The organism is Streptomyces sp. NPDC004266, from assembly GCF_042874095.1.
Classification (GTDB): domain Bacteria; phylum Actinomycetota; class Actinomycetes; order Streptomycetales; family Streptomycetaceae; genus Streptomyces.
The window spans coordinates 37,018-61,965 of record NZ_JBIAMM010000018.1; the positions used below are offsets into that span (position 1 = coordinate 37,018).

The 24,948-nt window shown below is 72.1% G+C and carries 23 protein-coding genes, 1 tRNA gene and 1 pseudogene; 9 read left to right on the forward strand and 16 right to left on the reverse strand.

Annotated elements, in window-relative coordinates; all coding sequences use genetic code 11:
• Position 1 precedes the first annotated feature (1 nt).
• Genes ACFYUZ_RS33250 through ACFYUZ_RS33270 form a run of 5 tightly spaced genes read right to left on the reverse strand, consistent with a single transcriptional unit; the run spans position 2 to position 4,141 of the window.
• The gene (locus ACFYUZ_RS33250) at positions 2 to 814 is read right to left on the reverse strand and encodes an acetylglutamate kinase (protein WP_389315573.1); all 813 of its coding nucleotides are present in this window, start codon (positions 812 to 814) and stop codon (positions 2 to 4) included.
• On the reverse strand, positions 811 to 1,869 hold the full coding sequence (gene argC, locus ACFYUZ_RS33255; RefSeq protein ID WP_389315575.1) for an N-acetyl-gamma-glutamyl-phosphate reductase: 1,059 nt from the start codon (positions 1,867 to 1,869) through the stop codon (positions 811 to 813). Before argC ends, ACFYUZ_RS33250 begins: the two co-directional genes overlap by 4 nt.
• Positions 1,866 to 2,717: a RimK family alpha-L-glutamate ligase gene (locus ACFYUZ_RS33260; RefSeq protein ID WP_389315576.1), complete on the reverse strand. Its 852-nt coding sequence runs from the start codon at positions 2,715 to 2,717 to the stop codon at positions 1,866 to 1,868. Before ACFYUZ_RS33260 ends, argC begins: the two co-directional genes overlap by 4 nt.
• Before the next feature lie 27 nt (positions 2,718 to 2,744).
• Entirely contained in the window at positions 2,745 to 2,933 is a 189-nt protein-coding gene (locus ACFYUZ_RS33265) for a lysine biosynthesis protein LysW (protein WP_389315577.1), read from the reverse strand.
• A gap of 53 nt (positions 2,934 to 2,986) precedes the next feature.
• The gene (locus tag ACFYUZ_RS33270; protein ID WP_389315578.1) at positions 2,987 to 4,141 is read right to left on the reverse strand and encodes an isopropylmalate synthase; all 1,155 of its coding nucleotides are present in this window, start codon (positions 4,139 to 4,141) and stop codon (positions 2,987 to 2,989) included.
• A gap of 285 nt (positions 4,142 to 4,426) precedes the next feature.
• Here ACFYUZ_RS33270 and ACFYUZ_RS33275 point away from each other — a divergent pair, with 285 nt between their 5' ends.
• Positions 4,427 to 5,179, forward strand: a complete 753-nt coding sequence (locus ACFYUZ_RS33275) for an arylmalonate decarboxylase (RefSeq protein ID WP_389315772.1) — start codon at positions 4,427 to 4,429, stop codon at positions 5,177 to 5,179.
• A gap of 89 nt (positions 5,180 to 5,268) precedes the next feature.
• Here the strand turns inward: ACFYUZ_RS33275 and ACFYUZ_RS33280 are convergent, their stop codons facing one another.
• The 5 genes from ACFYUZ_RS33280 to ACFYUZ_RS33300 all read right to left on the reverse strand — a co-directional run bounded on the left by ACFYUZ_RS33280 (position 5,269) and on the right by ACFYUZ_RS33300 (position 10,503).
• Positions 5,269 to 5,952, reverse strand: a complete 684-nt coding sequence (locus tag ACFYUZ_RS33280; protein ID WP_389315579.1) for a response regulator transcription factor — start codon at positions 5,950 to 5,952, stop codon at positions 5,269 to 5,271.
• Between the two features lie 50 nt (positions 5,953 to 6,002).
• On the reverse strand, positions 6,003 to 7,208 hold the full coding sequence (locus tag ACFYUZ_RS33285; RefSeq protein WP_389315580.1) for an IS701 family transposase: 1,206 nt from the start codon (positions 7,206 to 7,208) through the stop codon (positions 6,003 to 6,005).
• A gap of 303 nt (positions 7,209 to 7,511) precedes the next feature.
• A complete protein-coding gene (locus ACFYUZ_RS33290) occupies positions 7,512 to 8,732 on the reverse strand; it encodes an MFS transporter (RefSeq protein ID WP_389315581.1) in 1,221 nt (406 codons plus the stop codon).
• 61 nt (positions 8,733 to 8,793) lie between these two features.
• Positions 8,794 to 9,402: a sigma-70 family RNA polymerase sigma factor gene (locus ACFYUZ_RS33295; protein WP_389315582.1), complete on the reverse strand. Its 609-nt coding sequence runs from the start codon at positions 9,400 to 9,402 to the stop codon at positions 8,794 to 8,796.
• Positions 9,403 to 9,558: 156 nt separating this feature from the next.
• Positions 9,559 to 10,503: a ScbA/BarX family gamma-butyrolactone biosynthesis protein gene (locus tag ACFYUZ_RS33300; protein WP_389315583.1), complete on the reverse strand. Its 945-nt coding sequence runs from the start codon at positions 10,501 to 10,503 to the stop codon at positions 9,559 to 9,561.
• A gap of 109 nt (positions 10,504 to 10,612) precedes the next feature.
• Here ACFYUZ_RS33300 and ACFYUZ_RS33305 point away from each other — a divergent pair, with 109 nt between their 5' ends.
• Positions 10,613 to 11,239: a ScbR family autoregulator-binding transcription factor gene (locus ACFYUZ_RS33305; protein WP_389315584.1), complete on the forward strand. Its 627-nt coding sequence runs from the start codon at positions 10,613 to 10,615 to the stop codon at positions 11,237 to 11,239.
• Between the two features lie 367 nt (positions 11,240 to 11,606).
• On the opposite strand, the gene ACFYUZ_RS33310 is transcribed toward ACFYUZ_RS33305, so the two are convergent.
• Positions 11,607 to 12,260, reverse strand: a complete 654-nt coding sequence (locus ACFYUZ_RS33310) for a TetR family transcriptional regulator (RefSeq protein WP_389315586.1) — start codon at positions 12,258 to 12,260, stop codon at positions 11,607 to 11,609.
• A gap of 165 nt (positions 12,261 to 12,425) precedes the next feature.
• Here ACFYUZ_RS33310 and ACFYUZ_RS33315 point away from each other — a divergent pair, with 165 nt between their 5' ends.
• Positions 12,426 to 13,595 carry an IS701 family transposase gene (locus tag ACFYUZ_RS33315; RefSeq protein ID WP_389315588.1) on the forward strand — a complete coding sequence of 390 codons (1,170 nt, stop codon included), beginning with the start codon at positions 12,426 to 12,428 and terminating at the stop codon, positions 13,593 to 13,595.
• A gap of 142 nt (positions 13,596 to 13,737) precedes the next feature.
• Positions 13,738 to 13,810, forward strand: a tRNA-Arg gene (locus tag ACFYUZ_RS33320).
• Positions 13,811 to 13,883: 73 nt separating this feature from the next.
• Here the strand turns inward: ACFYUZ_RS33320 and ACFYUZ_RS33325 are convergent.
• The 3 genes from ACFYUZ_RS33325 to ACFYUZ_RS33335 all read right to left on the reverse strand — a co-directional run bounded on the left by ACFYUZ_RS33325 (position 13,884) and on the right by ACFYUZ_RS33335 (position 18,727).
• Complete coding sequence (locus ACFYUZ_RS33325; protein WP_389315590.1) at positions 13,884 to 14,177, reverse strand: hypothetical protein; 294 nt, start codon at positions 14,175 to 14,177, stop codon at positions 13,884 to 13,886.
• A gap of 99 nt (positions 14,178 to 14,276) precedes the next feature.
• Positions 14,277 to 16,202, reverse strand: coding sequence for an MFS transporter (locus ACFYUZ_RS33330; protein WP_389315592.1), 1,926 nt, complete (start codon positions 16,200 to 16,202; stop codon positions 14,277 to 14,279).
• 134 nt (positions 16,203 to 16,336) lie between these two features.
• Entirely contained in the window at positions 16,337 to 18,727 is a 2,391-nt protein-coding gene (locus ACFYUZ_RS33335) for a D-alanyl-D-alanine carboxypeptidase family protein (RefSeq protein ID WP_389315594.1), read from the reverse strand.
• A 183-nt stretch (positions 18,728 to 18,910) separates the two neighbouring features.
• On the opposite strand from ACFYUZ_RS33335, the gene ACFYUZ_RS33340 reads away from it, so the two are divergent.
• From ACFYUZ_RS33340 to ACFYUZ_RS33350, 3 genes are all read left to right on the forward strand, one after another.
• Positions 18,911 to 19,609: a GPP34 family phosphoprotein gene (locus ACFYUZ_RS33340; protein ID WP_116160457.1), complete on the forward strand. Its 699-nt coding sequence runs from the start codon at positions 18,911 to 18,913 to the stop codon at positions 19,607 to 19,609.
• A gap of 216 nt (positions 19,610 to 19,825) precedes the next feature.
• Complete coding sequence (locus tag ACFYUZ_RS33345; protein ID WP_093875592.1) at positions 19,826 to 20,686, forward strand: helix-turn-helix transcriptional regulator; 861 nt, start codon at positions 19,826 to 19,828, stop codon at positions 20,684 to 20,686.
• Positions 20,687 to 20,865: 179 nt separating this feature from the next.
• Entirely contained in the window at positions 20,866 to 21,066 is a 201-nt protein-coding gene (locus ACFYUZ_RS33350) for a DUF397 domain-containing protein (RefSeq protein WP_093875591.1), read from the forward strand.
• Positions 21,067 to 21,224: 158 nt separating this feature from the next.
• On the opposite strand, the gene ACFYUZ_RS33355 is transcribed toward ACFYUZ_RS33350, so the two are convergent.
• Positions 21,225 to 22,058, reverse strand: a complete 834-nt coding sequence (locus tag ACFYUZ_RS33355) for a hypothetical protein (RefSeq protein WP_389315596.1) — start codon at positions 22,056 to 22,058, stop codon at positions 21,225 to 21,227.
• Between the two features lie 92 nt (positions 22,059 to 22,150).
• Between ACFYUZ_RS33355 and ACFYUZ_RS33360 the strand changes: the two genes are divergently transcribed.
• Positions 22,151 to 22,933: an SDR family oxidoreductase gene (locus ACFYUZ_RS33360; RefSeq protein WP_389315598.1), complete on the forward strand. Its 783-nt coding sequence runs from the start codon at positions 22,151 to 22,153 to the stop codon at positions 22,931 to 22,933.
• Between the two features lie 49 nt (positions 22,934 to 22,982).
• Positions 22,983 to 23,402, forward strand: a pseudogene (locus tag ACFYUZ_RS33365) (RNA-guided endonuclease InsQ/TnpB family protein); the annotation flags it as partial.
• Between the two features lie 9 nt (positions 23,403 to 23,411).
• Here ACFYUZ_RS33365 and ACFYUZ_RS33370 read toward each other — a convergent pair.
• Positions 23,412 to 24,530: an ADP-ribosylglycohydrolase family protein gene (locus ACFYUZ_RS33370; RefSeq protein ID WP_389315600.1), complete on the reverse strand. Its 1,119-nt coding sequence runs from the start codon at positions 24,528 to 24,530 to the stop codon at positions 23,412 to 23,414.
• Positions 24,531 to 24,948: the final 418 nt, after the last annotated feature.

Below are 24,948 nucleotides of genomic sequence, written 5' to 3' on the forward strand. Positions count from 1 at the left end.
GTCACGATCTCGTGATGACGGTTCCGGTGGACTCGGCGAGCAGCCGGCTCACGGGCGCGCTGCCGATGACGACCCGCTGGACCCCGCGGTCCAGGGCCTCGCCGGCGGCCCGCAGCTTCTTCCGCATGCCGCCGGTGGCACCGCGGTCGCGGAAGTCGGCGGCGGCGTCGGCGCTGATCCGGCGGACCGGCTCGCCGTCGATCAGGAGGTGCTCCACGTCGGTGACGAGGGTCAGCGACGTGGCCGCCGAGGCGCCGGCGATGGCTGCCGCGGCCCGGTCGGCGTCGGTGTTGACCTCCTGCCCGGCCGCGTTGCGGGCGAGCGGGGTGACGAGGTAGCAGTGGCCGGGCTGGAGGTTCGTCAGCCGGGCCGGGGTCACCTCGGTGATCGGGCCGACCAGGTTCTCCAGCTCGACGAGCTGCTTGCCCTGCCACCACCAGCGCTCGCCCTCGCCGGCCCGGACCAGGCCGTCGCTGCCGACGACCCGCTCGACGGTGATGCCGCGGCGGGTGAGCCGCTCGGTGACGATCCTGCCGACGTCCTCGCTGACCGTCTTGATGTCGGCGATCACCTCGGGGGTGGTCCAGCGGCTCTGGTTGCCGTAGCGGTCGCGGAGGATCGCGGACGGCTGGGTGTAGCGGGGGTTCAGCTCGCGCAGCGGCTTGGACCAGCCGTGCACGAGGACCAGCGGGTTGTTCCGGCCGTGCTCGGCCAGGTCGTCCCACCAGTCCTCGGACATGTCGTCCAGGCAGCTTCCGCCGAGCTTGACGACGGTGGGGGCGTACGGGGTCTCGCGGACCAGGGTCTCGGTCATGCCGGCATCACCGGCTGCGCCGTCAGACCCGTCTCCTCGGCCAGCCCGAACCGCAGGTTCAGCGCCTGGATGCCCTGCCCGGCCGCGCCCTTGACCATGTTGTCGAGGGCCGACAGGACCACGATCCGCCCGCCCTCGGGGTCGTGCATGACGGTGACGTCGCAGTAGTTGGAGCCGAGCACCGCCTGCGGGTCGGGCACCGGGATCAGGGTCTCGGTGTTGCGGCGGACCCGGACGAACTGCTTGTCCTTGTAGAACCGGAGGTAGGCGCGCTGCAGCTCGCGGGCGTCGACCTGGTCGTCGGTGAGGACGTACGAGCTGGCCAGCAGCCCTCGGACGTGCGAGACGCCGTACGCCGACATCGACAGGGAGGCGATCTTGCCGGGCTTGGCCCGCTCGAAGAAGTCGCTCACCTCCGCCGCGTGCCGGTGCCCGGTCGGCGCGTACGGGGCGATGGCGCCGTTGCGCAGCGGGTGGAGGTCCGCGGTGCGCAGCGACAGACCGCCGCCGCTGGAGCCGCTCTTGCCGTCGATCATGACCGTCTTGAGGTCCAGGCCGAGCCCGAGCGTCAGCGGGGCGAGGCCGAGGGTGATGGCGGTCGCGTAGCAGCCGGGCAGCGAGATCAGCGAGGCGCCGGCGAGCTGGTCGCCGATGAGCTCCGGGACGCCGTAGACGAACCGGTCGGCCAGTTCGGCCGTCCGCTCGACCTTCGGGTACCAGCGCTCGTGCAGCTCCGGGGTGCGGATGCGGAAGGCGCCGCTGAGGTCGATCACACAGGGCACCTGGTCGGCCAGCCGGGCGGCCAGCGCGGCCGACACCGGGGCGGGCGTGGCCAGGAAGACGACGTCGCAGCGGTCCGACAGGTCCGTGTCCGCGGTGGACTCCACGCTCAGGCCCAGGTCCAGACGGAGGCCCGGGTGGAGCTCCGAGGGGCGCCGGCCCACGTTGGACGAGCCGCCGAGGAAGGTCAGTTCCAGCTCGGGATGCTGGGTGACCAGGCGGATCAGTTCACCGCCGGCGAGCCCGGAGGCGCCGACGATTCCGACACGGATCATGCGAGGATCTCCTGGACGTAGCGGCTGACGGCGGAGGGGATGTCCACGCCGGTCGCCGAGGTGATCGCCCGGAACGCCGGGGCGTGGTTGACTTCGTTGACGACGTAGCCGTCGGCCGTCTTGAAGAGGTCGATGCCGTAGATGCCCTCGCCGAGTTCGTTCACCACGCCGTCGACGATCTTCTGGACCTCGGGGTCGTGGTCCATGGCCTGGTGGCGGTTGCCGAGGGCCGCGTTGCTGCGCCAGTCCTCGCCGGCGCTGGCGAACTCGGCGGCGGCGATCAGCTCGCGGCCGACGACGAAGCACCGTACGGAGCTGCCGCCGTCGAGGAACGGCTCGACCAGGCTGGCCTGTTCGAAGCCGTGGCCGAGGTCCTCGATGTAGTCGTAGACGGACTGGGCGGTGTCCGCGTCGCGGATCAGGGTGACCCGCTTGCCCATGCCGCCGAAGACGGGCTTCAGCACCAGGGGCAGCGGAAGCTCCTTCAGCGTCTTCTCGAAGTCCTTGCGGGAGAGGACGAGGCGGTAGTCCGCGACGGGGACGCCGGCCTTGCGCAGCAGGGTGCGCAGGGCGAGCTTGTTCTCGCAGGCCTGGATCGCGTGGGCCGTGTTGAGGGTCCTGATCCCGGAGGCCTCCGCCTGGACGGCCAGGAGGCCGCCCCGCGTGTAGCTCCGGCTGCGGATGAGGACGACGTCGTGGCCGCTGAGCGAGGAGTCCTCGGCGCCCAGCGCCAGGGACTCGTCGTTGACCCACTCGATGCGGTGCCCGAAGGCGGGGGCGGTCTCGATCAGCCGGCGTTCCTCCCAGCCGATCCGGTCCGCGACGATGGCGATACTGCTGCCGCTCATTGAGGGACTCCTATCCGGGGGTGCGGCTCACTGGCCCCAGTCGCGCAGCGTCACTTCGATCATGGCGAGGGAGAGGGTGCCGTCGTCCTCGACGTCCTCGACGCGCAGCGTGAGCATGCACTCGGGGCAGACGAGGGTCTCGCCCTGGACCATCGGCGGGGTGGAGAGGTCGGTCTCGCACTCGGGGCAGACGGCGCTGATGAGCGGGGTGGACATGGATGTCTCCGTTTCGGTGGTGCGGTGTGGGTGTGGGTGTGGGGGATCGAGGTTCAGAGGGACTGGAAGTCGACGGCGGCCTTGCGGATGCCGTCCCGGTCCAGCAGCCCGGCGCCGGAGGTCTCCTGACGCTCGGTCAGCCACGTGGTGAAGGCGGCGACGTCGAGGCCGGCGGCCTCCTCGGCCAGTGCCCACTTGACGAGGGCCGTGGTGAGACGGGTGCGCACGCGCAGCTCGCGGCTGTTGCCGACGAGTTCGGCGGGCAGCGTCTCGTACGCCTCGGGGTGGGTGAGCTGGCCGGGCAGCTCGTACGCGAAGGCGTGCGGGGTGGTGGGGCCGGACTGGAAGGCCTCGCCGAGCCCGGCGCCCTTGAGCGCCACCTCGGACAGCTCGGTGAGGTGGGTCAGGTCGAAGCGGGTGTCGCCATGGATGATCCGCAGCGAGGTCAGCAGCTCGGCCAGCGGCGCGTTGCCGCCGCGCTCGCCGATGCCGCCGACGGTGGTCGAGATCCACCGGGCGCCGGCCCGGACCGCGGCCAGCGAGTTGGCCACCGCCATGCCCAGCATGTTGTGCGAGTGGATCTCGATCTCGGAGCCGTCGATCGCGGTCAGGTCCGCGATCTTCTCCTCCATCTGCCACGGCGAGAGGTACGCGACGGTCTCCGCGAGCCGGAACCGGTCGGCCCCGGCCTCGAAGCCTGCGGTCACGTACGGGACCAGCCGCTCCTTGGGGGTGCGCGCGCCGTCCTCACCGCTGAAGGTGACGTGGAAGCCGCGCTCCTTGGCCCCCTCGATCGCGGCGCGCGCCACGTTGATCAGGTACTTGCTGCTCGACGAGGCGAGCTTGAGCGCGGCGTGCTCCTCCGAGGTGGGGATGGAGAACATCACGTTCCGCACGCCCAGGCGCAGCGCCTCGTCGAGCGCCTCCTCCACCTGCCGCCGGTCACGGACCACGACCAGGGTGAGGCTGCGCTCGGGGCCCACGGTCTCGTGCGTGGCGAGGACCAGGTCGGCGTCCTTCGAGGAGGGTCCGGAGACCATTCCGACCTCGACGAGGGACACGCCGGTCTTCACCAGCAGGTCCGCGATGACCGAGGCGTCACGGGGACCGAATTCGACGCCGGCCATGTGGGCCGAGTCCCGCAGGGTCGCGTCGGATATGTGGGGCAGCACCTCCGGGACACTGCCACCGTTCTGCGATACCGCCATTGCCTTTGCTCCTTGGTCGAGGCCGTTGGAATGCGGCTGGTGCTGACATCAAGAATCGGCCGCCGGCGGAAGGAGGGTCAAGGAGATCCGTGTCAGGCTTCCTCGACTTTTGTCAGGGGATGTGAAGCCTGTCAAGGAGTGCAAGCACGGCATGAAGGGGGGTGCGAAAAGCGTCAATTGACGAGGCATCTGGAGCGGACGGGAAGATTCCCCATTCCCTGGGGATTCCATCGGGGCAGGCAACAGGAAATCCAGGAAATCACCCCAGGAGACGGGAATTTCATGATGGACCTTCTCGCGACCCCGCGGCTCGGCGTCGTCGTCCCGCCGGAGAACCCCACGGCGGAGCCGGAGTTCAACCGGCTGGTCGGCGAGCGCATGAACGTGTACACGAGCCGTTTCCCGGTGACGCCCGGCAAGGGGCTCCTGGAGATGCTGGAGGCGTGGAACGAGGCGCTGCCCGACACCCTGGCGGGCTTCGGCACCATGGGCCTGGACGCCGCCGTCGTCGCGTGCAGCGCCTCGCACTACCTGCTCGCGCCCGAGGGCGACCGGGCCTTCTGCGAGGAGCTCAGCGACCGGGCCGGCTATCCGGTGCGGTCCTCGACCCAGGCCATCCTGACCGCCTGCGAGTGGCTCGGCGTGGAGCGGCTGACCCTGGTCTCCCCGTACGAGCCGTGGCTGACGGACACCTCCGCCGGGTTCTGGCGGGCGGCCGGGCTGACGGTGGACGAGGCGCTCCTCGTCCCGGCCCGGGAGGACCACTTCAACCCGTACGAGGTGACGACCGCGGCCATACTGGAGCGGGTCCGCGACGCCCGGCTCTCCGACGACACCGCGCTCCTCTTCACCGGCACCGGCATGGGCACGCTCGCCGCCCTGGAGGAGCTGGGCCGTGACAGCGACCGGGTGCTGCTCACCTCGAACCTCGCCAGTGCCTGGTGGGCCCTGCGCGCGGCGGGGGCCGACACGGACCCGGCCGGCGACCACCCGCTGCTCGCCCGTCTGGAGCGCCGCACGACCGCGGTGGCGGCCTGATCCGGCGCGGGTTCCGGCGCACGGAAAGGGCGCGGCCGGTCGTCGGGACCGTCCGCGCCCTCGTCGGCGGCGCCGGGGCCGTACCCCGTTCAGACCCGGTCGCGGTGCCTCTGGGCCGTGCCGATCTTGTAGCCGACCCCGTGCACCGTGACGATCCACTTGCTGGAGCCGAGCTTGGCCCGGAGGCTGCTGACGTGGGTGTCGATGGTGCGGCTGGACCCCGCGCGGTCGGCCTCCCATACCTTCGCCATCAGCTCCTTCCGGGACACGACCCGCTCGGGGGTGGACGCCAGCGCGTACAGGAGTTCGAACTCCTTCGACGTCATGTCCACCAGCCGGCCGCCGAGACGCACCTCCCGGGACCGCCCGTCGATGTGCAGCGGCCGCAGCGAGATCGACTGCGGGGCGTCGGCGGTCTGCGCGTTCGCCCGGCGGAGCACCGCACCGATGCGCGCGATGACCTCACGGGAACCGCAGGTCTTCACCACGCAGTCGTCCGCACCGGCCTGGAGCGCGAGCACCCGGTCCAATTCCGTGTCACGGCGGCTGAAGGCTATGACCGGCGTGTCACCGGCGGCTCTTATCGCCCGGCACACCTCCAGGCCGTCCATGTCCGGAAGTTCGAGATCGAGCAGCACGATGTCGGCGCGTGGTAGGTGTTTCAGCGCGTCCGATCCTGTCCCCACTCCCCTCGCCTGATATCCCTGGCGCCGCAGGTTCTGAATGGTGGAATCGATCGTTTCCGAATCCTCCACCACGAGCGCATTCACCATTTGGATGTCAACTCCCTTGGTCTGGCTGAGAAATACCGGTCCCGAGAATGTCAGGCGCTCTGCGGCAGCCTTTCGTCGAGCGCCCCCGCGTGGAGGAGCCGGTCATAGACGTGAGCGGCGGAAACCAGGGTCATGTGGTGGTGCCAGCCGGGGAAGGAGCGGCCCTCGAAGTCGAGGAGCCCGTAGTCCCGTTCGAGCGTGGACACCGTCTGGCAGGTCCCGGCCTGCGCCTGGGCGAGGGTCGTCAGCTGCTCCACCCGCCGCCCGGTCAGGCTGGTGATCCAGACCCGGGGGGCGCGGGAGTCGGCGGGGCGCCACTCGGTGAAGAGCCGGTACGTCCGGCAGGAGCCGGGCAGCCGCACCAGCTCGGAGACCACCCGCAGCTGCCGGCCCCGGCCGCCCGGCGCGGCCAGGGTGACCGCGCGCGGCGGCAGGACGTGGTGGTGCTGGAGGAACTGCCGGGCGCCGACCGGGCCGAGCGGCGCGTCGGCGGCGCCGGGGACGGCCCGCGAGACGCGCGAGTCGGCGGGGAGCACCGGCAGGGCGGCGGGCACCGCCACCACGAAGTCGTGGCCGCGCCGGTCGAGGCCCGCGAGGAGCCGTCCGACGTCGAGGTGTTCGCTCAGGTCGGCCACCACCGGCACGTGGGCGGGCAGCCGGCGGGGCAGGGCGTCCGAGACGGAGTCCACCAGGTCGAGGACGTGCTCCCACACGGGCCGGTGCCGGGCCGCGTCGGGCACCCGGGCGCGCTCGCGCAGCCTGGCGTCCTCGTTCCACTGCTCGGGCAGCAGCAGCCGCCACTCCACCGGCAGGTCCTCGTCGCCGGTGGTGACGAAGGCCCCGAGTCCGACCTGGCAGCTGATGGTCCGCCCGGCGGCGGGGACGAAGCGGCGGTGCACCCCGCAGGTGTGCTCGCCCCGCTTGGGCAGGACGACGGTGCCGATCGTCAGCGCCCGTAAGGGGAAGTGGTCGCCCGCCAGCCGGATCAGCTCCTGCCGGGCGGGCACCCAGTCCCAGGGGCTGGCGCTGATGAACTGGTGCAGCGACTGGGAGGCGGTGGCCGGGGCGGCGGAGACCGCGGCGGCGAGCCGCCGGATGGACTTCCGGCCCGGTGTGGTCAGCAGCCCCTGCAGGTAGAGCTGGGCCCAGCGGCGCTGGTCCGCCCTGGGCAGGTGGGCGAAGACCGAGTCCGCGAAGTGGAAGACCCGTGTGTCGTGGCCCGGATCCGCTGCTCCGGCCATGCGGTGTTCCGCCATGCTGCGTTCCCTCCCCGTCAGGCGACACCAGAAGAATAACGAACACCCTCTTTTTTTCGCGAGAGGGGAGACCGGCCCTGTCCGACTTAGCCAAGTCCGACGGGGCCGGTCGGTTCTCGGCCGGCCGGCGGGACGGCACCGCGCCCGCGCCCGGGCACCACGCCCGGACCCCGGCGCCACGTCCGGACCCCGGCACAGACCGCGCCCGCACCCCGCCGCCGACCGCGCGCGAACGGCCGGACGGCCGCGCCGGGGCCGTACCGCGCCGACGCGGTCGTCCACCCCGGCGCGGCCGGCCCTCCGCTACGCGTCCGCGCCCGCCCTCCTGGCGGGGAAGCCGTGTGCGCGCGCCCCGACCACCACGGCCAGGACCGGCACGATCAGGATCAGGACGCTCCACGGGAAGGACTCGGAGCCGAACCGGTCGAGCAGCAGGCCGCCGACCAGGCCGCCGCCGGCCATGGCCACGTTCCACAGGGTCACGAGCATGGCCTGTGCCGCGTCGGCGGCCTCCTCGCCGCCCGCGTCGCCCGCCGCCGTCTGCAGCAGGGTCGGCACGCCGCCCCAGCCGAGGCCCCACAGCGTCACCGCCGCGTAGACGACGACGGTGTCGCCCGAGAGGAGGGCGAGCGCGGCGGCCGCCAGCGCCATGAGCAGCACGCTCGCGACCGTCAGCGCCCGCAGCCGGCGGTTGATCTGGGCGCCCACCACCCAGATGCTCAGCAGGGACGCGCCGCCGAAGACGAGCAGCACCAGGTCGGTCGAGCCGCCCATGCCGAGCTGGTCGAGGAAGACCGCGATGAAGGCGTAGAGGATGGTGTGGGCGAGGACGAGGACGAGCGTCACGAAGAGGACGGGCGTCACGCCGGGCACCTTCAGCGCGCTCAGCATCGAGGCCCCCTTGCCCTCCTGCCTCTGCCCCGGATAGTCCGGCACGGCCGCGGCGATCCAGCCGAGCAGGACCACGGTGAGGCCGGTCATGACCAGGAAGGCCACCTGCCAGCTCACGGCCTTGCCGAGGAAGGTGCCGGCCGGGACGCCGAGCGAGAGGGCGACCGGGATGCCCGCCATGGCGATCGCGATCGCCTTGCCCTGGAGGTGCGTCGGCGCCATCCGGCGGGCGTAGCCGGCGAGCAGGGCCCAGGCGAGGCCCGCGGCCACACCGGCGACGAACCGGGCGCCCATGGTCAGCAGGTACGAGGTGGAGACCGCGGTCACCGTGTTGGCGACCGCGAAGCCGGCCATCGCGGTGAGCAGCAGCCGCTTGCGCCGCCAGGCGGCGGTGGCCGCGGTCAGCGGGATCGCGGTCAGCGCGGTGCCGATCGCGTAGACGGTGACCGTCTGTCCGGCCGCGGACTCGCTGACGCCGAGGTCGCCGCTCATCGCGGGCAGCAGACCGGCCGGCAGGGTCTCGGTGAGGCTGGTGATGAAGACCGCCGTGGCGAGGGCGAGCAGGGCGAACAACGGCAACCGTTGCGGCTCGGCCTCCTCCGTCCGTACGTCGGCGGGCGCGTGTGTGGTCATGGGGTATCAGCTCGCATCTCGGCCCGTCCGGGCTCGGGTGTCGTGGGGTGAGGGGTGGAGTTCAGGACCCGGCGGCGGAACCGGCGTCCGCCCGGTAGCCGAACTGTCCGTCCAGGAGCGTCCGCAGCCGCCTGCGGCCGCGGTGCAGACGGGAGTTGACGGTGCCGCAGGGGACGCCGACGAGCGAGGCGATCTCCTCGTACGGCAGCCCCTCGACGTCGGCGAGGTAGACGACGGTCCGGAAGTCGCAGGGGATCGCCCGCAGCGCCTCGCTGATGAGCGGGTCCGGCACCCGGGCCATGATCTGGGCCTCCACCGAGGGCAGCCCCTCGGCCGTGTGCGAGGCCGCGCGGGCGAGCTGCCGGTCCTCGATGTCCGAGCTGACCGCGTAGGTCTGCTCCACCCGCCGCTTCCGGCAGGCGGTCAGGTGGACGTTGGTGAGGATCCGGTGCAGCCAGGCCCGCAGGTTGGTGCCGGGCCGGAACTGGTGGAAGCCGCGGTACGCCCGGGCGTACGTCTCCTGCACCAGGTCCTCCGCGTCCGCGGGGTTCCCGGTGAGCCTCATGGCCTGGGCGTACAGCTGCGGACGGTAGCCGACGGCGTCCCGCACGAAGCGGGCCGTGCGCTGCTCGTCCGTCTCGGTGGCGGGGGCAAGGGTCGTGTCCGTCATGCCCGGGAGCATTACATAGAAAACGTTCGGTTTTCTTTTGGGGCCGGAGGATGCGCGACGACCTTGGCAACTTCCGGAAGGACATGTGAGGTTGACCCCTCCGGCACGGGTCCGGCCCGCCGCGGTGGGGGACGCGGCGGGCCGGCTTCGGGCGTACTAGAAGGCGGAGACGACCGCCGTCTCGGCGACGGCGGAGAAGGCGGAGGCCTCCCCCTGGAGGGCGTTCACGCGCAGTCGGTGGCGACCGGGGGCGGACTCCCCGGGAAGCGCCTCGGCCTCGATCCGGCAGGGCGAGTCGAACTCCACGTACCGGTTGAAGCGCACGTCCATGAAGAGCGGCAGCAACGACCCCCGGGACGGGTTCAGGGCGTGGGCCGCCTGCCGTACGGACTCCAGCAGGACCATGCCCGGCACGTGGTCGACGGGGTGGTCGAAGAGGACCGGGTGCGTGGTGTCCACCCGCAGCCGCCAGCGACCGAGCTCCCCGGAGGGGGAGAGCACCACGTCCTGGTCCCGGCCGCGGCCGACCAGGCCCGGCGGGACGGGCGACGTCGGCAGGGGCGCGCCGAGGAACATCCCGACCGCGTCGCCGCGGCCCGCCCGCAGCCGGCGGTAGACCTCGGGAGAGTGACAGCCGAACTCGGTCTCGACCACGGCGAACGGCACCCCGTCGCGCACGAGTTCGATGTGCATCCGGATCGAGGCGGGCACGGACCGGAGGTAGCGGATGTCGGAACAGGAGACGCGCAGCTCGACCTCGGCCGGCGCGCCCTTGACGTGCAGGCCCGCGGGGTCGATCTCGTACCGCAGGTCACGCCAGCTGAGCTGGTAGCCGAAGGGCATGTCGTACGCGGCGTGGGCGAGCAGCGGAAAGGTCTGCCGGACCGTCTCGCACAGCATCAGGGGGTCGTACAGCCCGTGCTCGGAGCCGTAGAAGCAGTGGCTACGCGGCCACTGGGCGGTGACGGTGAAGGAGTCGGGGCCGTTCCTGTGCCAGCCTGTCAGGAAGACCTCGGACAGGGCCGCCCGGTGGACGTACTCGCGGGGGACCGTGGTGGTGAGCGGAGTAGCTAAAACCTCAGAGCGTTCCTTGATAAGCATGCCTCTCCCCGTGGCGCGCATGTGGTGCCCGAGTGGATCTACCGATCGCACGGGCTTGTCTGTAAAATAAGGGCGTTCGTTTTTTTTGTCGAGGGGAACCCGGTCTTCCATGGATGAGCCGAAGCAGGAACGGGCGGTGAAGACGCGGGACACCATCCTCCACGCGGCCGCCGAGGTGTTCGACGAGTGCGGCTTCAGCGGAGCCAGCATCAGCAAGATCATGAGCCGGGCCGGGGTGACCCAGGGCGGCATGTACTTCCACTTCAAGTCGAAGCGCGGTCTCGCCATGGCCGTAATGGCGAGCCAGCAGGACTTCGTGGAGCCCCCCAAGGGCTCCACGGGCCTCCAGGCGCTGATCGACCTCACCTTCTACCTGGCCCGCGAGCTCCAGCGGAACGTACTGTTCCGCGCGAGCGTGCGACTCGCGGTCGAGCAGGGCGAGTTCGGCGTCCGGAGCGACACGGCCTACCAGGAGTGGGTGGACCACTTCCTGAAGCACCTGCGCGTGGCGCGCGAGCTGGGCGAGCTCCTGCCGGACGTCGACGAGGCCGACTTCGCCACGACCCTCGTGGGCGCCTACACCGGGACCCAGCTCTACTCGAACATCGCGAGCGAGCGGAAGGACCTCCCGCAGCGCGTCTCCCTGCTGTGGCGCTTCACGCTGCCGGCCATCGCGACCCCCGAGACCCGCGAGCTGCTCCGCATCCACCCGGGCAAGGGCGGCCTCCCCGCCTGACACCCCCTCGGCGCCGGCCGCGACGCCCACTGCCGCGGCTGCGTCGACCGGGACGACGACCGGCCCCTCCGGGGGACGGGCGGTTTCGTCCCCCGGGGAGGGCAGGCCCACGCGGGCTTCCGGGGCACCCGACTCCGCTCGGACCTACCGGCACCCGGCTCCACTCGGACCGCCGGGGCACCCCTGACCTCCCGGACACCCCGCCCCACTCGGGCCGCCGGGGCACCCCTGACCTCCCGGCCTCCCGGGCACCCCGCCCCACTCGGGCCTGCCCGGCACCCCGATCACTCGGATCCCCCCGGCGCCTCCGCCTGCCCCGCCACCCCGCTCCCCCGGTACTCCCGCTGCCCCGCCCCCGGCACTCCCGCTACCCCGCCCTGCCCGTCTCCCCCGCCTGCCGGGGTTTTGGAGTGGTGTGCGCCTCGCCGGTGTCGCCCGTGGCCGAGACGCCCGCGAGGGCCACCCGCCAGACGCGGTTCAGCTGGTCGACGGGGCCCTCCGGTCCGCCCTCCGCGCCCGGGCGGCCGCGCAGCGAGGTCTCCGCCCCGCCGGCCAGGTACTCCACCAGGGTCGTCACGTCCTCCGGCGGGGCGCCGTCGCGGAGCTGGCCCGCGCGGTGGGCCTCGTCGAGCAGGTCGCGGACCGTCGGCAGCCAGATGCCCGACCAGGAGGCGCCCTCCGCGAGCTCCCGGGCCAGCCGGACGCTCGCCCGCACCAGGACCTCACGCTCCATCAGCCGCGCGAGCTCGACGGTGAGGTCGACCACCGCGCGCAGGGCCGAGGTCCGCTCCTCGGTGACCCGCTTCAGCGCGGCCTGCGTGACGGCGTGTCCTTCCTCCCGTACGGCCTCGGCCAGATCGGCCTTGGAGGCGAAATGGAAGGTGACCGCCCCGATGGACACGCCCGCGGCCTTGCTGATCCGGGACAGCGACGTACCGGCGTATCCGTCGCGGTCGAACTCCGCCGCGGCCGACCGAACGAGTCCCGCGCGGGTGCGTACGGCCCTCTCCTGTTTCACCATGCTGACTCCGAATGAGCTCCTGGAAAGAGCATCCTCGGCGCGCTCCCCGGGGGCCGACAACGCCGAGTTGGTCAAGATGCAGCGCGTTTTCTCCTCGCCCTCCACCTGCGGCCCCACCCCGGGGCACCACACACATAGAAAGAGAACGTTCGCTATTCTTTGACTATGGCCACCCTCCCGCCCGACGACGCCGTCTCCCGCTTCACCGAGCGGGTCTTCGAACCGCTGGCGCGGGCCGACCAGCGCGCCTGGGCGCGGAGATACCTGCGGGCCCTGCTGACCACCCCCGGCAAGAAGTCGGTCCGCCGGCTGGCCGCCAGCGTCTCCGCCTCGCCGACGGCGGCCCAGGCCCTGCACCAGTTCGTCAACGTCAGCCCCTGGGACTGGACCCCGGTGCGCGAGGAGCTGGTCCGCTGGACCGAGCGGCGACTCGTCCCGCAGGCCTGGGTCGTCGACCTGGCGGTGCTGCCGAAGCGCGGGGAGCACTCCTGCGGGGTGCACCGCCGCTTCGTCGCCGCCGCCGGACGGACCGTCACCTGCCAGGTGGGAGTGGGCGCTTTCCTCGCCACGGCGAGCGAGGCGGTCCCCGTCGACTGGCGCCTCCAGCTGCCCGGCGCCTGGGGCAAGGAGCCGCACCGCCGACGGCGCGCCCGGATCCCCTGCGACGTGGGCTTCCGGCCGCCCGAGCAGCACGCCCTCGAACTCGTCGACGCCCTGGCCGGGGCGAGCCGCGCCGCCTCCGTGCCGGTCGTCGCCCACCTGGGCGCGACCCCCAGGGCGGGCGCGCTCGCGCGGGGGCTCGCGGCCCGGGACAGGGACTTCGTGTTAGCCGTCCCGGACGGACTGCGGGTCAGGACCGTCCGGCCCCCCGGCCACCTGCCCCACCCCCGCGGCGAGGAGTACGGCCCGGTGCGCACGGCCCGCGGGGTGCTGGACCAGGGCCCGGGCCGGCTCCGCACCGAGGAGGCGGCCCACCCCGCAGGCCGCGAGCACCGCGCCGCGGTCGCGACGGCCCTCGTCCACCCCGTCGACCGCCCCTCGACGGGCCGCCCGCACCGCGCCTACCGCCTCTTCACGGCCCGCCCCGAGGAGAGCCGGCCCCCGTCGCAGCTGTGGCTCACCAACATGACCCACGCCCGCACGGAGAACCTCCTCGCCCTCACCCGCCTGCCCGCCCGCACCCGCCAGACCACCCGCCGCCTGGAGGACGACCTGGGCCTCCTCGACTTCGAGGGCCGCTCGTACCCCGGCTGGCACCACCACATGACCCTGGTCTCCGCCGCCTACGCCCTCCACCACCTCCACCACCGGCCCTGCGCGCCCGTCGGAACATGACGAAGAGACGACGAGGCCCCGCCCCGGCGCCCGGCACACCGGCACAAGATCCCGACGGCGCGGCATCTCCCCGTACGCCGAGCACACCACCCGCTACACTGGCGGCGGCGACCAGGCCCTCACCGGCCGACCGCCAAGCCCGGCCTTCGTAGCTCAGGGGATAGAGCACCGCTCTCCTAAAGCGGGTGTCGCAGGTTCGAATCCTGCCGGGGGCACAAGGAGAAGGGGCGGGTACTGGTGTCAGTACCCGCCCCTTCCTCATGAGGGCGCTCGCGGGAGCGGATCGCCCTAGCGGACGACGACGTTGTGCGCCGGGATGATCGTGGGTCGCAGGTCGGCGTGGCCGAGGTCGGCCAGGATCGGGCCGAAGGTCTTCGCGTGGTTCTCGAGGGCCTCCTCGCTCTCCCAGACCTCGGTCACGCGGAACCCTCCCTCGACCGGTCCCGCCGCGTGGGAGACGAGGCCCGGGTTCCCCACGTCCGCGAACCGGGTGAAGCCCCGCCCCCCGGTCACCCTTTCGATGACCGTGTCGTAGAGGTCCCGTCCGGCGCCGGGCAGGTCGAAGGTGACGATGATGGCCATGCGCACGCCCCTGTCTCGGTCCGCCGCGCGGCCGCGGCGGCGTCCGTGAATCCTAGCGTTAAGTAGTCGAGCGGATTCACAGAGCGATGATGCCGAGGGTCAGCGGAGCTCTTCCGGGCAGGCCGTGCCGCGCGAGAGTTTGTAGGGGGCTCCCAGGCGGTAGACGCCCGCCTTCGGGGCGACGAGTTCCGTCCATTCGTCGCCCTCCGGGTCCGCCTCGGCCTTGAAGAGGCAGCCCTCCTCGTTGGCGAACACCTTGGGGAGCTCGGTCTCCGACGCCTCGCGGGCCAGCTTCGAGGCCTCCGTCTCCTTCGGCGGTTCGATCTTGCCGCCGTTCTCGTCCATGAGGGCGAGCCAGGGCGAGTACGGGACGCGGATCAGGACCCGGCCCGGGCTGTCGACCCGGATCACGACCTCGTTCTCCTCGGCGCTCTGCACCTCGGCCGGCGGGTCGGCGAGAGGGGTCGGGTTCTGCACCTCGTACAGCCGCCAGTTCTCGTCCGACCAGACCTGCTTCAGGTACGGCAGGCCCTCGCCGACCAGCTCCGCCTCCTGCTCGGCGCCCGAGTCGGGGGCCCCGGTGGGCAGGACGACGTAGTGGACGGCCCAGCGGTGGAGCCAGTCCCGGTAGTTCGCGGCGTTCAGCGTGTCGTCGTAGAAGAGGGGGTTGCGCTCCATGTCCGCCTGGCGGTTCCAGCCGCGCGCCAGGTTGATGTACGGGCTGAGCGCGGAGGACTCGCGGTGGCTGGACGCCGGCACGACCTCGACCCGCGCCTTGCCCGCGTCCCGGACCTGGAGCTGGTTGACGAGCGGCGCGAGCTCGCGCGCCCAGGACGCGTCCGGGGCGGTGCGGATGACGTCGTCGACGCCCTTGAAGCCGATCCAGAAGTTCAGTCCCGCGACGGCGAGCAGCAGCGCGTACCAGCGGCGTGAGCGCGGGGCCGTGTACGGCAGGGCCGCGAGCAGCACGACGCCCGCGAAGAGCATCGGCAGCCGGGAGATGTTCGAGCCGATCTGGGAGTCGATCAGCCAGGTCAGCAGGGTGCCGATCGTGTAGACCGCCGCCGCCGTGCGGACCGTCCGCCAGGCCTTCGGGACGAGCGCGAACGTCAGGGCGCCGAAGAGGAGCGGCAGCGCCGTCGAGCCGAAGGCCATCGGCTGCGTGCCGGAGAAGGGGAAGAGCCAGGAGGAGAGGGCGACCACCGCGACCGGGGCGAGACCCAGGGCGTACGCGCCCGGCCGCCGTTTGTTCAGGAACAGCGCCGCCGCCGCGATGCCGAGGAACAGGCCCGCGACCGGGCTGCACGCCGTCGCCAGACCGGCCAGCGGGGCGGCGACCGCCGCCTTCGCCCAGCGTCTGTAGCGCCAGCGGTACGGCCAGCAGAAGACGGCGGCGACCGCGCCGAGCGCGAACGTCATGCCGAGGCCGAAGGTCACCCGGCCCGAGAGCGCGTTGCAGAGGAAGGCGAAGACGGCCGCGATCGAGCAGACCATCGGGTTGCGGACCGCCCGCACCCGCACCAGGATCAGCGCGGTCAGGCCGGCCGACAGCGTCCCCGCGACCATCATCGTGCTGCGGACGCCGAGCACCGACATCAGGTAGGGCGAGACCACGCTGTACGAGACGGGGTGCATCCCGCCGTACCAGGCCAGGTTGTACGCGGAGTCCGGGTGCCGTCCGACGAACTCGGCCCAGGCGTCCTGCGCGGCCAGGTCCCCGCCGCTGTTCGCGAAGAGGAAGAACCACAGGACGTGGGTGAGGGCGGCGAGCCCGGTGGCCGCCATGACCGTGTAGCGGCGCTTGCGCCGCGGCGGACGGGCGGGAGCGGTGGCGGACGGAGCCCTTGCCGGGGCGGGTGCCGGGGCCGGGGCGGGCCGCTGCGTCGGAAGCACTATTCGCGGGGGCGAAGAGGGTCCGATATCCGTGGACGGGCCGCCGTCGGTGTCACGAGCTTCATGGGCATCACGGTAGACGTCGGGGTCGGAGTCCGCGCGGTCGGCGCGTGTCGGCTCGGCGGTGGTCACTACGGCCCTTTCCCGTGCTGCTGCCCGTCTGGCTGCTCGCTTCTCGCGTGGGTCACGCGTGCGTCCCGTCCCCCCGGAGACGCTAACAGCCGGGCGTCCCGGAGGATCCGGGACGCCCGGCCGAGCGGGTGGCCTCAGCCCAGACGGGTCAGCTTCTTGTCGAAGCCGGGCTCCACCAGGTCGGCCTTCAGGGCGACCGGGGAGCTGACCTTGCCGGTGCCGGTGCCGATGGACACCTGGCCGACGATGTCGCCCGCCTTGCCGGAGTGCGGGAGGGCCTTTCCGCCATCCGTGAGCTCCAGCTTCACTTCCAGGCCCGGCCAGCCGACCGCCTTGAGCTCCTTGGTGGCCACGACCGGGGTCCGGCCGCCGAGGCCGTCGTCCACGTAGCCGAGGACCTGGCCCTTCTTGACCACGGCCGCCGAGGTGACGTCCTTCTGGGCCTGCTGGATCAGCTTGAGGCTGTTGTCGATGGCCAGCTGGAGCTTGTCGATGAGCATCTTGGCGTTCTGCGCCCCCATGACGATGCCGAGGATGCGGCGGTTCTGGCCGTCCACGACGGTGTTCGCCGCCCAGAGCAGATTGCCGCCGGCCGGGGTGGAGGAGCCGGTCTTGATGCCGCTCACGCCGTCGTGGAGCAGGATGTTGTTGTTGTTCTCGATCCGGCCGGGGATGCCGTCGACCGTCACGTTCGGCATGTTCACGATCTCGCGGAACACGTCGTACTGCATGACCGCCTTCGCCAGCTTCAGCTGGTCCCGCGGCGTCGACATCGTGCTGTCGAGCAGGCCGGACGGGTCCGTGTACGTGGACTGGGTCATGCCCAGGTCCTTCGCGGCGGCGTTCATCTTCTCGACGAACGCGGCCTCCGAACCGGCGTCCCAGCGCGCGAGCAGCCGGGCCACGTTGTTCGCGGAGGGGATCATCAGGAGCTCCAGGAGCTCCTTCTCCGTGTAGGTCTGGCCCTCCTTGACCGGCGCCGTCGACTCCGACGTGTGCTTCGCCTGGTCGGCGGCCTTCTTGTCGACCGTGATCTCGGGGCCCTGCTGCTTCCCCTTGATCGGGTGGTCGCGGAGGATCACGTACGCCGTCATCGTCTTGGTCACGGACGCGATCGGAGCCGGCTTCTGCGCGCCGTACAGGCCCATGGAACCGACGCCCTCGACCTCGACGGCGCCCTGCCCCTCGTCGGGCCACGGCATCTGCAGCTTGCCGCCGCCGAAGGTGAACGTCGGCTCGGCCGAAAGCGTCAGCGCGGGCGCGGGCAGCGGGCGGACCATCTGCACGATCGCAAAGACGATCAGGAGGAGCAGGACCAGCGGGGTCCAGATCCGCACCCGGCGCAGGGTCGTCCGCAGCGGGCTCGGCGGCGGGGGCGGCGTGTTCGTCAGCTCCGCGAGCAGGTCGAGCGGGGGCAGCGGGGGCAGCGGCTGCTGCCGGGTCCGCTCGGGCTCGGCCAGCGACGCCGGCGACGGTGCGGGCGCGGAGGCCTTGGACGCGGGGGCCTTGGGGGCCTCAGGGGCCTTGGGCGCCGCTGCCGGGGCGGCGGAGGCCTCGGGGGCCTCCTGCGCCGCCTTCTCGGCCTGCGCCGCCTTCTGGGCCTTCTGCTCGGCCGGGATGTCGGGACGCAGTGCACGGAAGACGCTGGTGCGCTCGCTGTCGGAGTCCGCGGTCGGACCGGACGGAAGCTTCAGGGCGGTCGTCGGCTGGTCCACGACGGGCGGACGGACCATCTTGAACATGGTCGTCGGCTGGTCGACGGGCTCCTCGTCCCCGGAGGAGCCGGAAGAGTCGGAAGAACCGCTCGTGTCCGATGAATCGGAAGAGTCGGAAGAGCCGCTCCCGTCCGAGGAGTCGGTGGAGTCGGTGGAGCCGGTCGCCTCCGAGGGCTCCGCCGGCTTCTTGTCGGCGTCCGGCTTCCGCGCGGCGAACCAGGAAGCGGAGGGCGCCTTGTCCTCGACGTCCTCGACGGGCTCCCCGTCCGTCTCGTCGCCGGACTCGCCGTCCGCCCCCGCGGGCCCGTCCTCGGGCTCGTCGTCCGCCGCGTCGTCCCGCGGCTCGTCCTCGGCCCCGGAGTCGTCGGCCTCGGTCTCGTCCTCCGGCTCGGGCTCCTCGGCCTCCTCGGCCGACGCCTTCGCCTCCGAAGCCTTCGAAGCCTTCGAAGCCGCCGAAGTCTCCGAAGCCGCCGGCTCCTCCTCCGTCGCGACCCACGCCGCCACGGCCGCCTTCAGGCGGTCGCCCTCCGCGCCGGACTCGGCCCCGGCACCGGACTCCGGCTCCGGGTCCGACTCCGAGTCCGTCTTCGACTCCGGGTCCGAGTCCGTCTTCGGCTCGTCGTCCTCGGACGTGCGCGGCGTCAGGTTCTTGAACACGGCCGTCGGCTGGTCGACCTGGACCGCCGAGGACGGTGAGGACTCTGACCCGCGGAGCACGGAAAGCCGAGGATCCCGGCCGCCGCCGCCCGAGGCCGCCGTCTCCTGCGACGACCCCTGCTGCTCCGCCTTGTCGGGGGACTCGCCCGCCACCGTGCCTCCTCCATGCGTCATACGTACGTCCGAACCGTCTAACAGTGTCCTGTGTGAACCCCTTGGCTCCCGTGCTAGACGAGAACGACATACCTGCCGGTTCCCGGATGAACCACCCAGGCACTCTCGACAGATGAATGTGAGAGGGGTCACCCTGTCATTCATCCACGCGGGGAGGCATGGATGGGCAGGAGCCGCAGAACTATTCCGGAAGAGCTTCTGCTGCTCGCTCTGGACCCGACCACGGGTACCACAGCGCAGCCGCAGTCGCTCGACCTCGGTCTGGCCGGAGCACAGCTAGTGGAGCTGGCTCTGGCAGGCCGGATAGCCCCTGACGGGGATCGTATCGCCGTGGTGATGCCACGGCCGACCGGAGATCCGACACTGGACTCCGCACTGGAACTGCTGCGCAGGCGCGGCAGCCCGGTTCGGGCCGTCCACTGGATCGGCGGGCCCCGGCTGGGGCTCCGCCAGACGTATCTCTCGCATCTGGAGCGATGCGGCATGGTGCATGCCGTGGAGGGCCAGATGTGCGGGGTGTTGCCGACGACTCGCTACCAGGCGACGGACACGGCGATCAGTCGGGAGATCCGTGCCCGGCTGGACAGTGCGATCCGCACCGGCGTACCGCCGGACCCGCGGACCGCGGCGCTCGCCGCGCTGGCCCACGCGGTCGGTCTCGGCAAGCACCTGTACCCCGGCAACGAAGGACGGTCGTCGCGGTCCCGGCTGCGCGACCTGATCCGGCACGACCCCATGGGCGGACTCGTGGCGCACGCCGTGATGGACGTCCAGAACGGTGCGGCGGCACAGCCGCGCCGGAGCGCCGCGGGCGTCCCGGCGCAGCCTCGCGGCAGCATGGCCCGCGCGGCCGCGCACTGACACGACCGCGCGACGAACAGCACCAGCACCATGCACGGGCACCACGAACCACCTGGAACCATTCCGGGAGCCGCACAGGTGTGCGGGGCGGTCTGGACGGCCGTCCCGCACATGTGCGTTGTCCTGTTTTCCCAGCGCGCACCCGGCCATTGGTGGCAGTCTGCCAAGCGGTAGGTACTCACAGCTACGCAGCAGACAGCCGGAGGTGCAGTTTCCGTGGCGTCCAACGTCAACCCCACCGTCAGGCGACGCCGATTGGGCCAGGAGCTGCGCAAGCTCCGCGAGGCGAAGAACATGACGGCCGAGCAGGTCGCCGAGCGTCTCCTCGTCTCCCAGTCCAAGATCAGCCGGCTGGAGAACGGCCGTCGCTCCATCAGCCAGCGCGACGTCCGGGATCTGTGCGGTGTGTACGAGGTCGAGGACGAGCGCATGGTCGACTCCCTCATGCAGATGGCCAAGGACTCGCGCCAGCAGGGCTGGTGGCACGCCTTCGGCGACATCCCGTACAGCGTCTACATCGGTCTGGAGACGGACGCGGAGAGCCTGCGGATGTACGAGTCGCAGATCATCCCGGGCCTGCTCCAGACCCCCGCGTACGCGGAGGCCGTGATCTCCGGCGCGATGCCGGAGTCGACGCCGGCGGAGATCGAGAAGCGGGTCACGGTCCGGACCCGCCGCCAGGACCGGATCCGGGACGAGGAGCGTCCGCTGCGCCTGTGGGCGGTGATCGACGAGGGTGCCCTGCACCGGATCGTGGGCAGCCGGCAGCTGATGGTCGAGCAGCTGGAGCACCTGATCGAGCAGTCGCACCTGCCGCACGTCACCGTGCAGGTGATCCCGTTCGAGATGGGCGCGCATCCGGGGATCAGCGGGCAGTACTCGATCCTGGAGTTCCCGGACACCTCGGACTCCAGCGTCGTCTACATCGAGGGCGTGACGAGCGACCTGTACCTGGAGAAGGCGCAGGACGTCGGCAAGTACTCCGTCATGTACGAGCACCTCAGGGCGCAGGCGCTGAACGTGGAGCAGACGCGGGAGTTCATCTCGAAGATGGCGAAGAAGCATGCCCAGGGATGACCGCCGGCGGGTGGGGCAGGCACCGTACACCCCGTGATCGCTTGCACGGAAGCCCAGTTGGAATATGCCACTCGGACGTGTGAACGCCGGTCCCGTCGGACGGGACCGGCGAGTAGCGTCGATCACGCCATCAAGAACGTTGGCGCGACACCCTACTCGGCAGAACCGGAGTGAGCAGCATGGCGATTATTCAGGGCGGTACGGACACCTGGACGAAGTCCTCGTACTCGGGCGGGAACGGGGCCTGCGTCGAAGTGAAGTCCCCCGTCATGGCCGCGATCGCGGTGCGGGACTCCAAGGCGCCCGAGGGCCCGTCCCTCTCTTTCGGCCCGGGATCGTGGAACGCCTTCGTCGGCGAGGTGAGCAACGGGGCGCTCTGAGCCCCGGTGCGCGCACGCCGCCCCCAGCAGTACGCGAAGAGCCCTCTCGACCGGTCCGCCGTCCTGGCCGAGAGGGCTCGGCCTTTGCCCGGAGGCCCCCGAGGCCCCCGAGGCCCCCGAGGCCTTGGACCCCCGAGGCATCCGGGGCCCCGGAGACGTCAGCGCAGCTCGTCCACGTAGCGGTCCGTGCCCGGGACCGTCGGGACGAACGGGGCCACCAGTTCCACCCGGTCCGTTCCGGAGGCCAGGGCCTCCAGGTCCGCGAAGTGCTCCGTCCAGCACTCCCTCGGGTCCCGTTCCAGGAACCACAGCAGCGTCAGCCGGGTGTCGACGCCCTCGACCTGCTTCACGTACGTCATGCGGTCGCCGGGCAGCGGGGTCGGCCGGAAGAGCGTCACCATCGCCGCGGGCGAGCCGGCCAGCCGCCGGGGCAGGTCGCGCGAGCGCAGCCGTTCCACGAGGGCGTCCCGCGCCTCCGGGCCCTCGGCGTCGATCACCTGGAGGATCAGCCCGGCGTAGGGGTGGTCGAGGGCGTGGAAGTCGCGCGGGCCGGCCGCCCCGTCGCGGTAGACGGTCGCCTCGTGGTCCTGGAACGAGGTGAAGACGTGGGTGCGCTCCTGGTGGACGCGGGCGTCGCGGTTGAGCCGCTTGTTGATGCCGACGGTCCACTTCATGTGGTCGTCGTAGCGGCCCTCGGTGATCCAGTACGTGGAGAGGTAGCAGCCGGCGGTGACCGGCTGGGCGACCGCGGACTTCTCCGGGCGCCGCAGCTCCTGGAGCTCACGGGTGGCGACCCAGCGCCGGCCGGCGTACATCCAGGGCATGGCCATGGCGCCCGCGTAGTAGTGGTCGTCCTCGTACCAGCGGTTGTAGGCGTACTCGTGGCCCGGATGCGGCTCGACCATGGTGATCAGCGCGTGGCCGGGGCGCACGCCGTACGGCCCGACGGCCGCCAGTTCCGCGTACGTCTCGCTGCGGGTCTCCTCGCTCACTCTCGTACCCCTTCCCGTGTCTTCCCTTGTCGGTGACGGGCACCTACTCTGACGGACCGTCAGATACTTGGCCAGGGTCGAGGAGGGTCCGGATGCTGCTCCAGGGGAAGACGGTCGTCGTGTCGGGGGTCGGTGCGGGGCTCGGGCACCGGATCGCGGAGACGGTGGTGCGGGACGGGGGCAACGCGGTGCTCGGCGCCCGCACCGAGGCCAACCTCGCCAAGTCCGCGGCGGAGATCGACCCGGAGGGCCGCCGCACCGCGTACCGGGTCACGGACATCACCGACGAGGAGCAGTGCGAGGCCCTCGCCGCGCTCGCCGTGGAGCGCTTCGGCGGGATCGACGCGGTCGTCCACGTCGCCGCCTGGGACTCCTACTTCGGCGGCCTGGAGGACGCGGACTTCGGGACCTGGCAGGGGGTGCTCGACGTCAACCTGCTCGGCACGCTGCGGATGACCCGGGCCTGCCTGCCGGCGCTCAAGGAGCACGGCGGCTCGGTCGTCCTGATCGGGACGCAGTCGGCGGTGGCGGCGCCCTCGCAGGTGCGGCAGGCGGCGTACGCGGCCTCGAAGGGGGCGCTGACCTCGGCCATGTACTCGCTCGCGCACGAGCTGGGGCCGTACCGGATCCGGGTCAACACCGTGCTGCCGGGCTGGATGTGGGGACCGCCGGTCCAGGCGTACGTCCAGTTCGCCGCGCACACCGAGGGGGTGCCGGAGGCCGAGGTGCTGGCCCGCCTCACCGGGCGGATGGCGCTGCCGGAGCTCGCGACGGACGGGGACGTGGCGGAGGCGGCGGCCTTCCTCGCCTCGGACCGGGCGCGGGCCGTCACGGGGCAGTCGCTGCTGGTCAACGCCGGGGAGCTGATGCGCTGAGCCACCTGATCCCAGCGCCTCCACAAGTGCGGCTTTCGGCTGCGCGGGCGGAAAGCCGACTCTGGCGAAGATGACTGAGCCGCTGGACATCGTGTGGTCGCGCCCCCTGCCAGAGGGCGCGGAGCCGTCCACGGTGACGGTCTCGCAGGACGCGGCAGGTCGCTGGTCCATCTCCATGATGTGCGAGGACCCGTCCGTAAAGCCACTCCCCGCCGAGGACACGGCAGTCGGGGTCGACGTCGGCCTCCACTACCTGCTGGCTCTCTCGACCGGGGAGAAGATCGCCGACCCGAGGCACGAGCGCCGCGACCGGGCTGCCCTGGCCAGGGCACAACGGGCCCTGTCTCGCAAGGCTCCAGGCGATGGCGCCAACCGGGCCAAGGCCCGGCGGAAGGTCGCGAAGATCCACGCCCGCATCGCCGACCGCAGGCGCGACGGGCTACACAAGCTGACCACTCGACTCGTGCGCCCGCACGGATCAGCCCCTCGGATAACGGGCCAGCCAGCCCGGGGAGGACTCCGTCGCGCTGTGCAGGGCGGCTCCCTGCGTCATCTCCATCGCGAAGTCGTCCGCGAGCTCCAGGACCGTCGCGCGGCCCTCCAGCTCGGCCAGCCAGGCCGGCGGGAGGGCCGTCTCGCCGTGCAGGGCCCCCAGCAGCGCGCCCGTGAGCGCGCCCGTCACCGACGAGGGCCCGTCGTGGTTCACCGCGAGCCGCAGCCCGTGCCGTACGTCCTCGCCGACCAGGGCGCAGTAGACCGCCGCCGCCAGCTGCCCCTCGGCCCGGTCCTCACCGGCCCCGAGGGCCGTCACCCGGTCCGCGTCCGGTGCCCCCTCCCGTACGGCGGCCAGCGCGGCCCTCAGGGCCTCGGTCACCGGCTCGTGGCCGGGACGCACCGCGAGCTGCTCCAGGGCACGGGCCACCGCCGCCTCCACCGGGCCTCCGCGCGCGAGGCCGTGGACGACGACCGCGAAGGCGCCCGCCGCGAGGCCCGCCTCCGGGGCGCCGTGCGTCTGCGCCGCGCACTCCACCGTCAGCTGGCAGACGAGCTGCGGCTCCCAGCCGACGAGCAGCCCGAAGGGGGCGGAGCGGGGCAGGGCCCCGGAGTCCCGCGCGTCCGGGTTCTTCGGCCGGTCGAGCGTGCCGAGGACCTCGTCGCCGAGGCCGGTGAGGCAGGGGCGGGGCGGATTGCGGCGGGCGTAGAGCCACTCCTCGCGGGCCAGCCAGCCGTTGTCCTTGCGGCGCTCGTCCGGGCCCCAGTCGCGCTGGGTGGCCGCCCAGCGCAGATGGGCCCGGTGCACGTCGGTGGGCGGGTGCCAGGCGCCCGTGTCCCGGCGGACCTGGGCCCTGATGAGGCCGTCCACGGTGAAGAGGGCCATCTGGGTCGCGGCGGTCACGGCTCCTCGGCGGCCGAACGCGGGGACCGGGTCCGTGAGTCCGTCGGCTCCATGGGCCTCCCGCAGCTCCGCGAGCGTACGGGCGTCGGCGGGCGCGCCCAGGGCGTCGCCGAGGGCCCCGCCGAGCAGACAGCCCCGTACCCGGGCCCGGAAGTCCTGCTGCTCGGTGCGGCCCCACACGGCTGCGGCGGTCGTGGCCACGACGTGCTCTCCCCCCGTCGGCGGTCTGCGGAGCACTGTAATCGACCGGGTGCGTCCGTTCGGGGCGCAGATCCTTATGTAACCGGACGCCCTCCAGGCCACGTTTGACCGTTGTGGCCCCGGCCCCACCCGTTGTGGGCAATCGTTCCGCCGGGCCGGCGCCCACCCCGTTGTGGGCAGTCGTTCCGCCGGGGCGGCGCCCACCCCGTTGTGGGCAATCGTTCCGCCGGGGCGGAACGGGTGGGCACAACGGACGGCGCCCCTTGCCGGGCCCAGGCTCCCGCGCCCTGACCCGCACCGGATGTGCGCCGCACAAAGTGGTGCGGGTCCAGGCGCGGAACGCGGAGGCGCCGATCAAGGGCGCCGTCCCGTGTGCCCACCCTCCCCCAAGCTCTCGGCTTCGCTCAAGCAGGGGGAC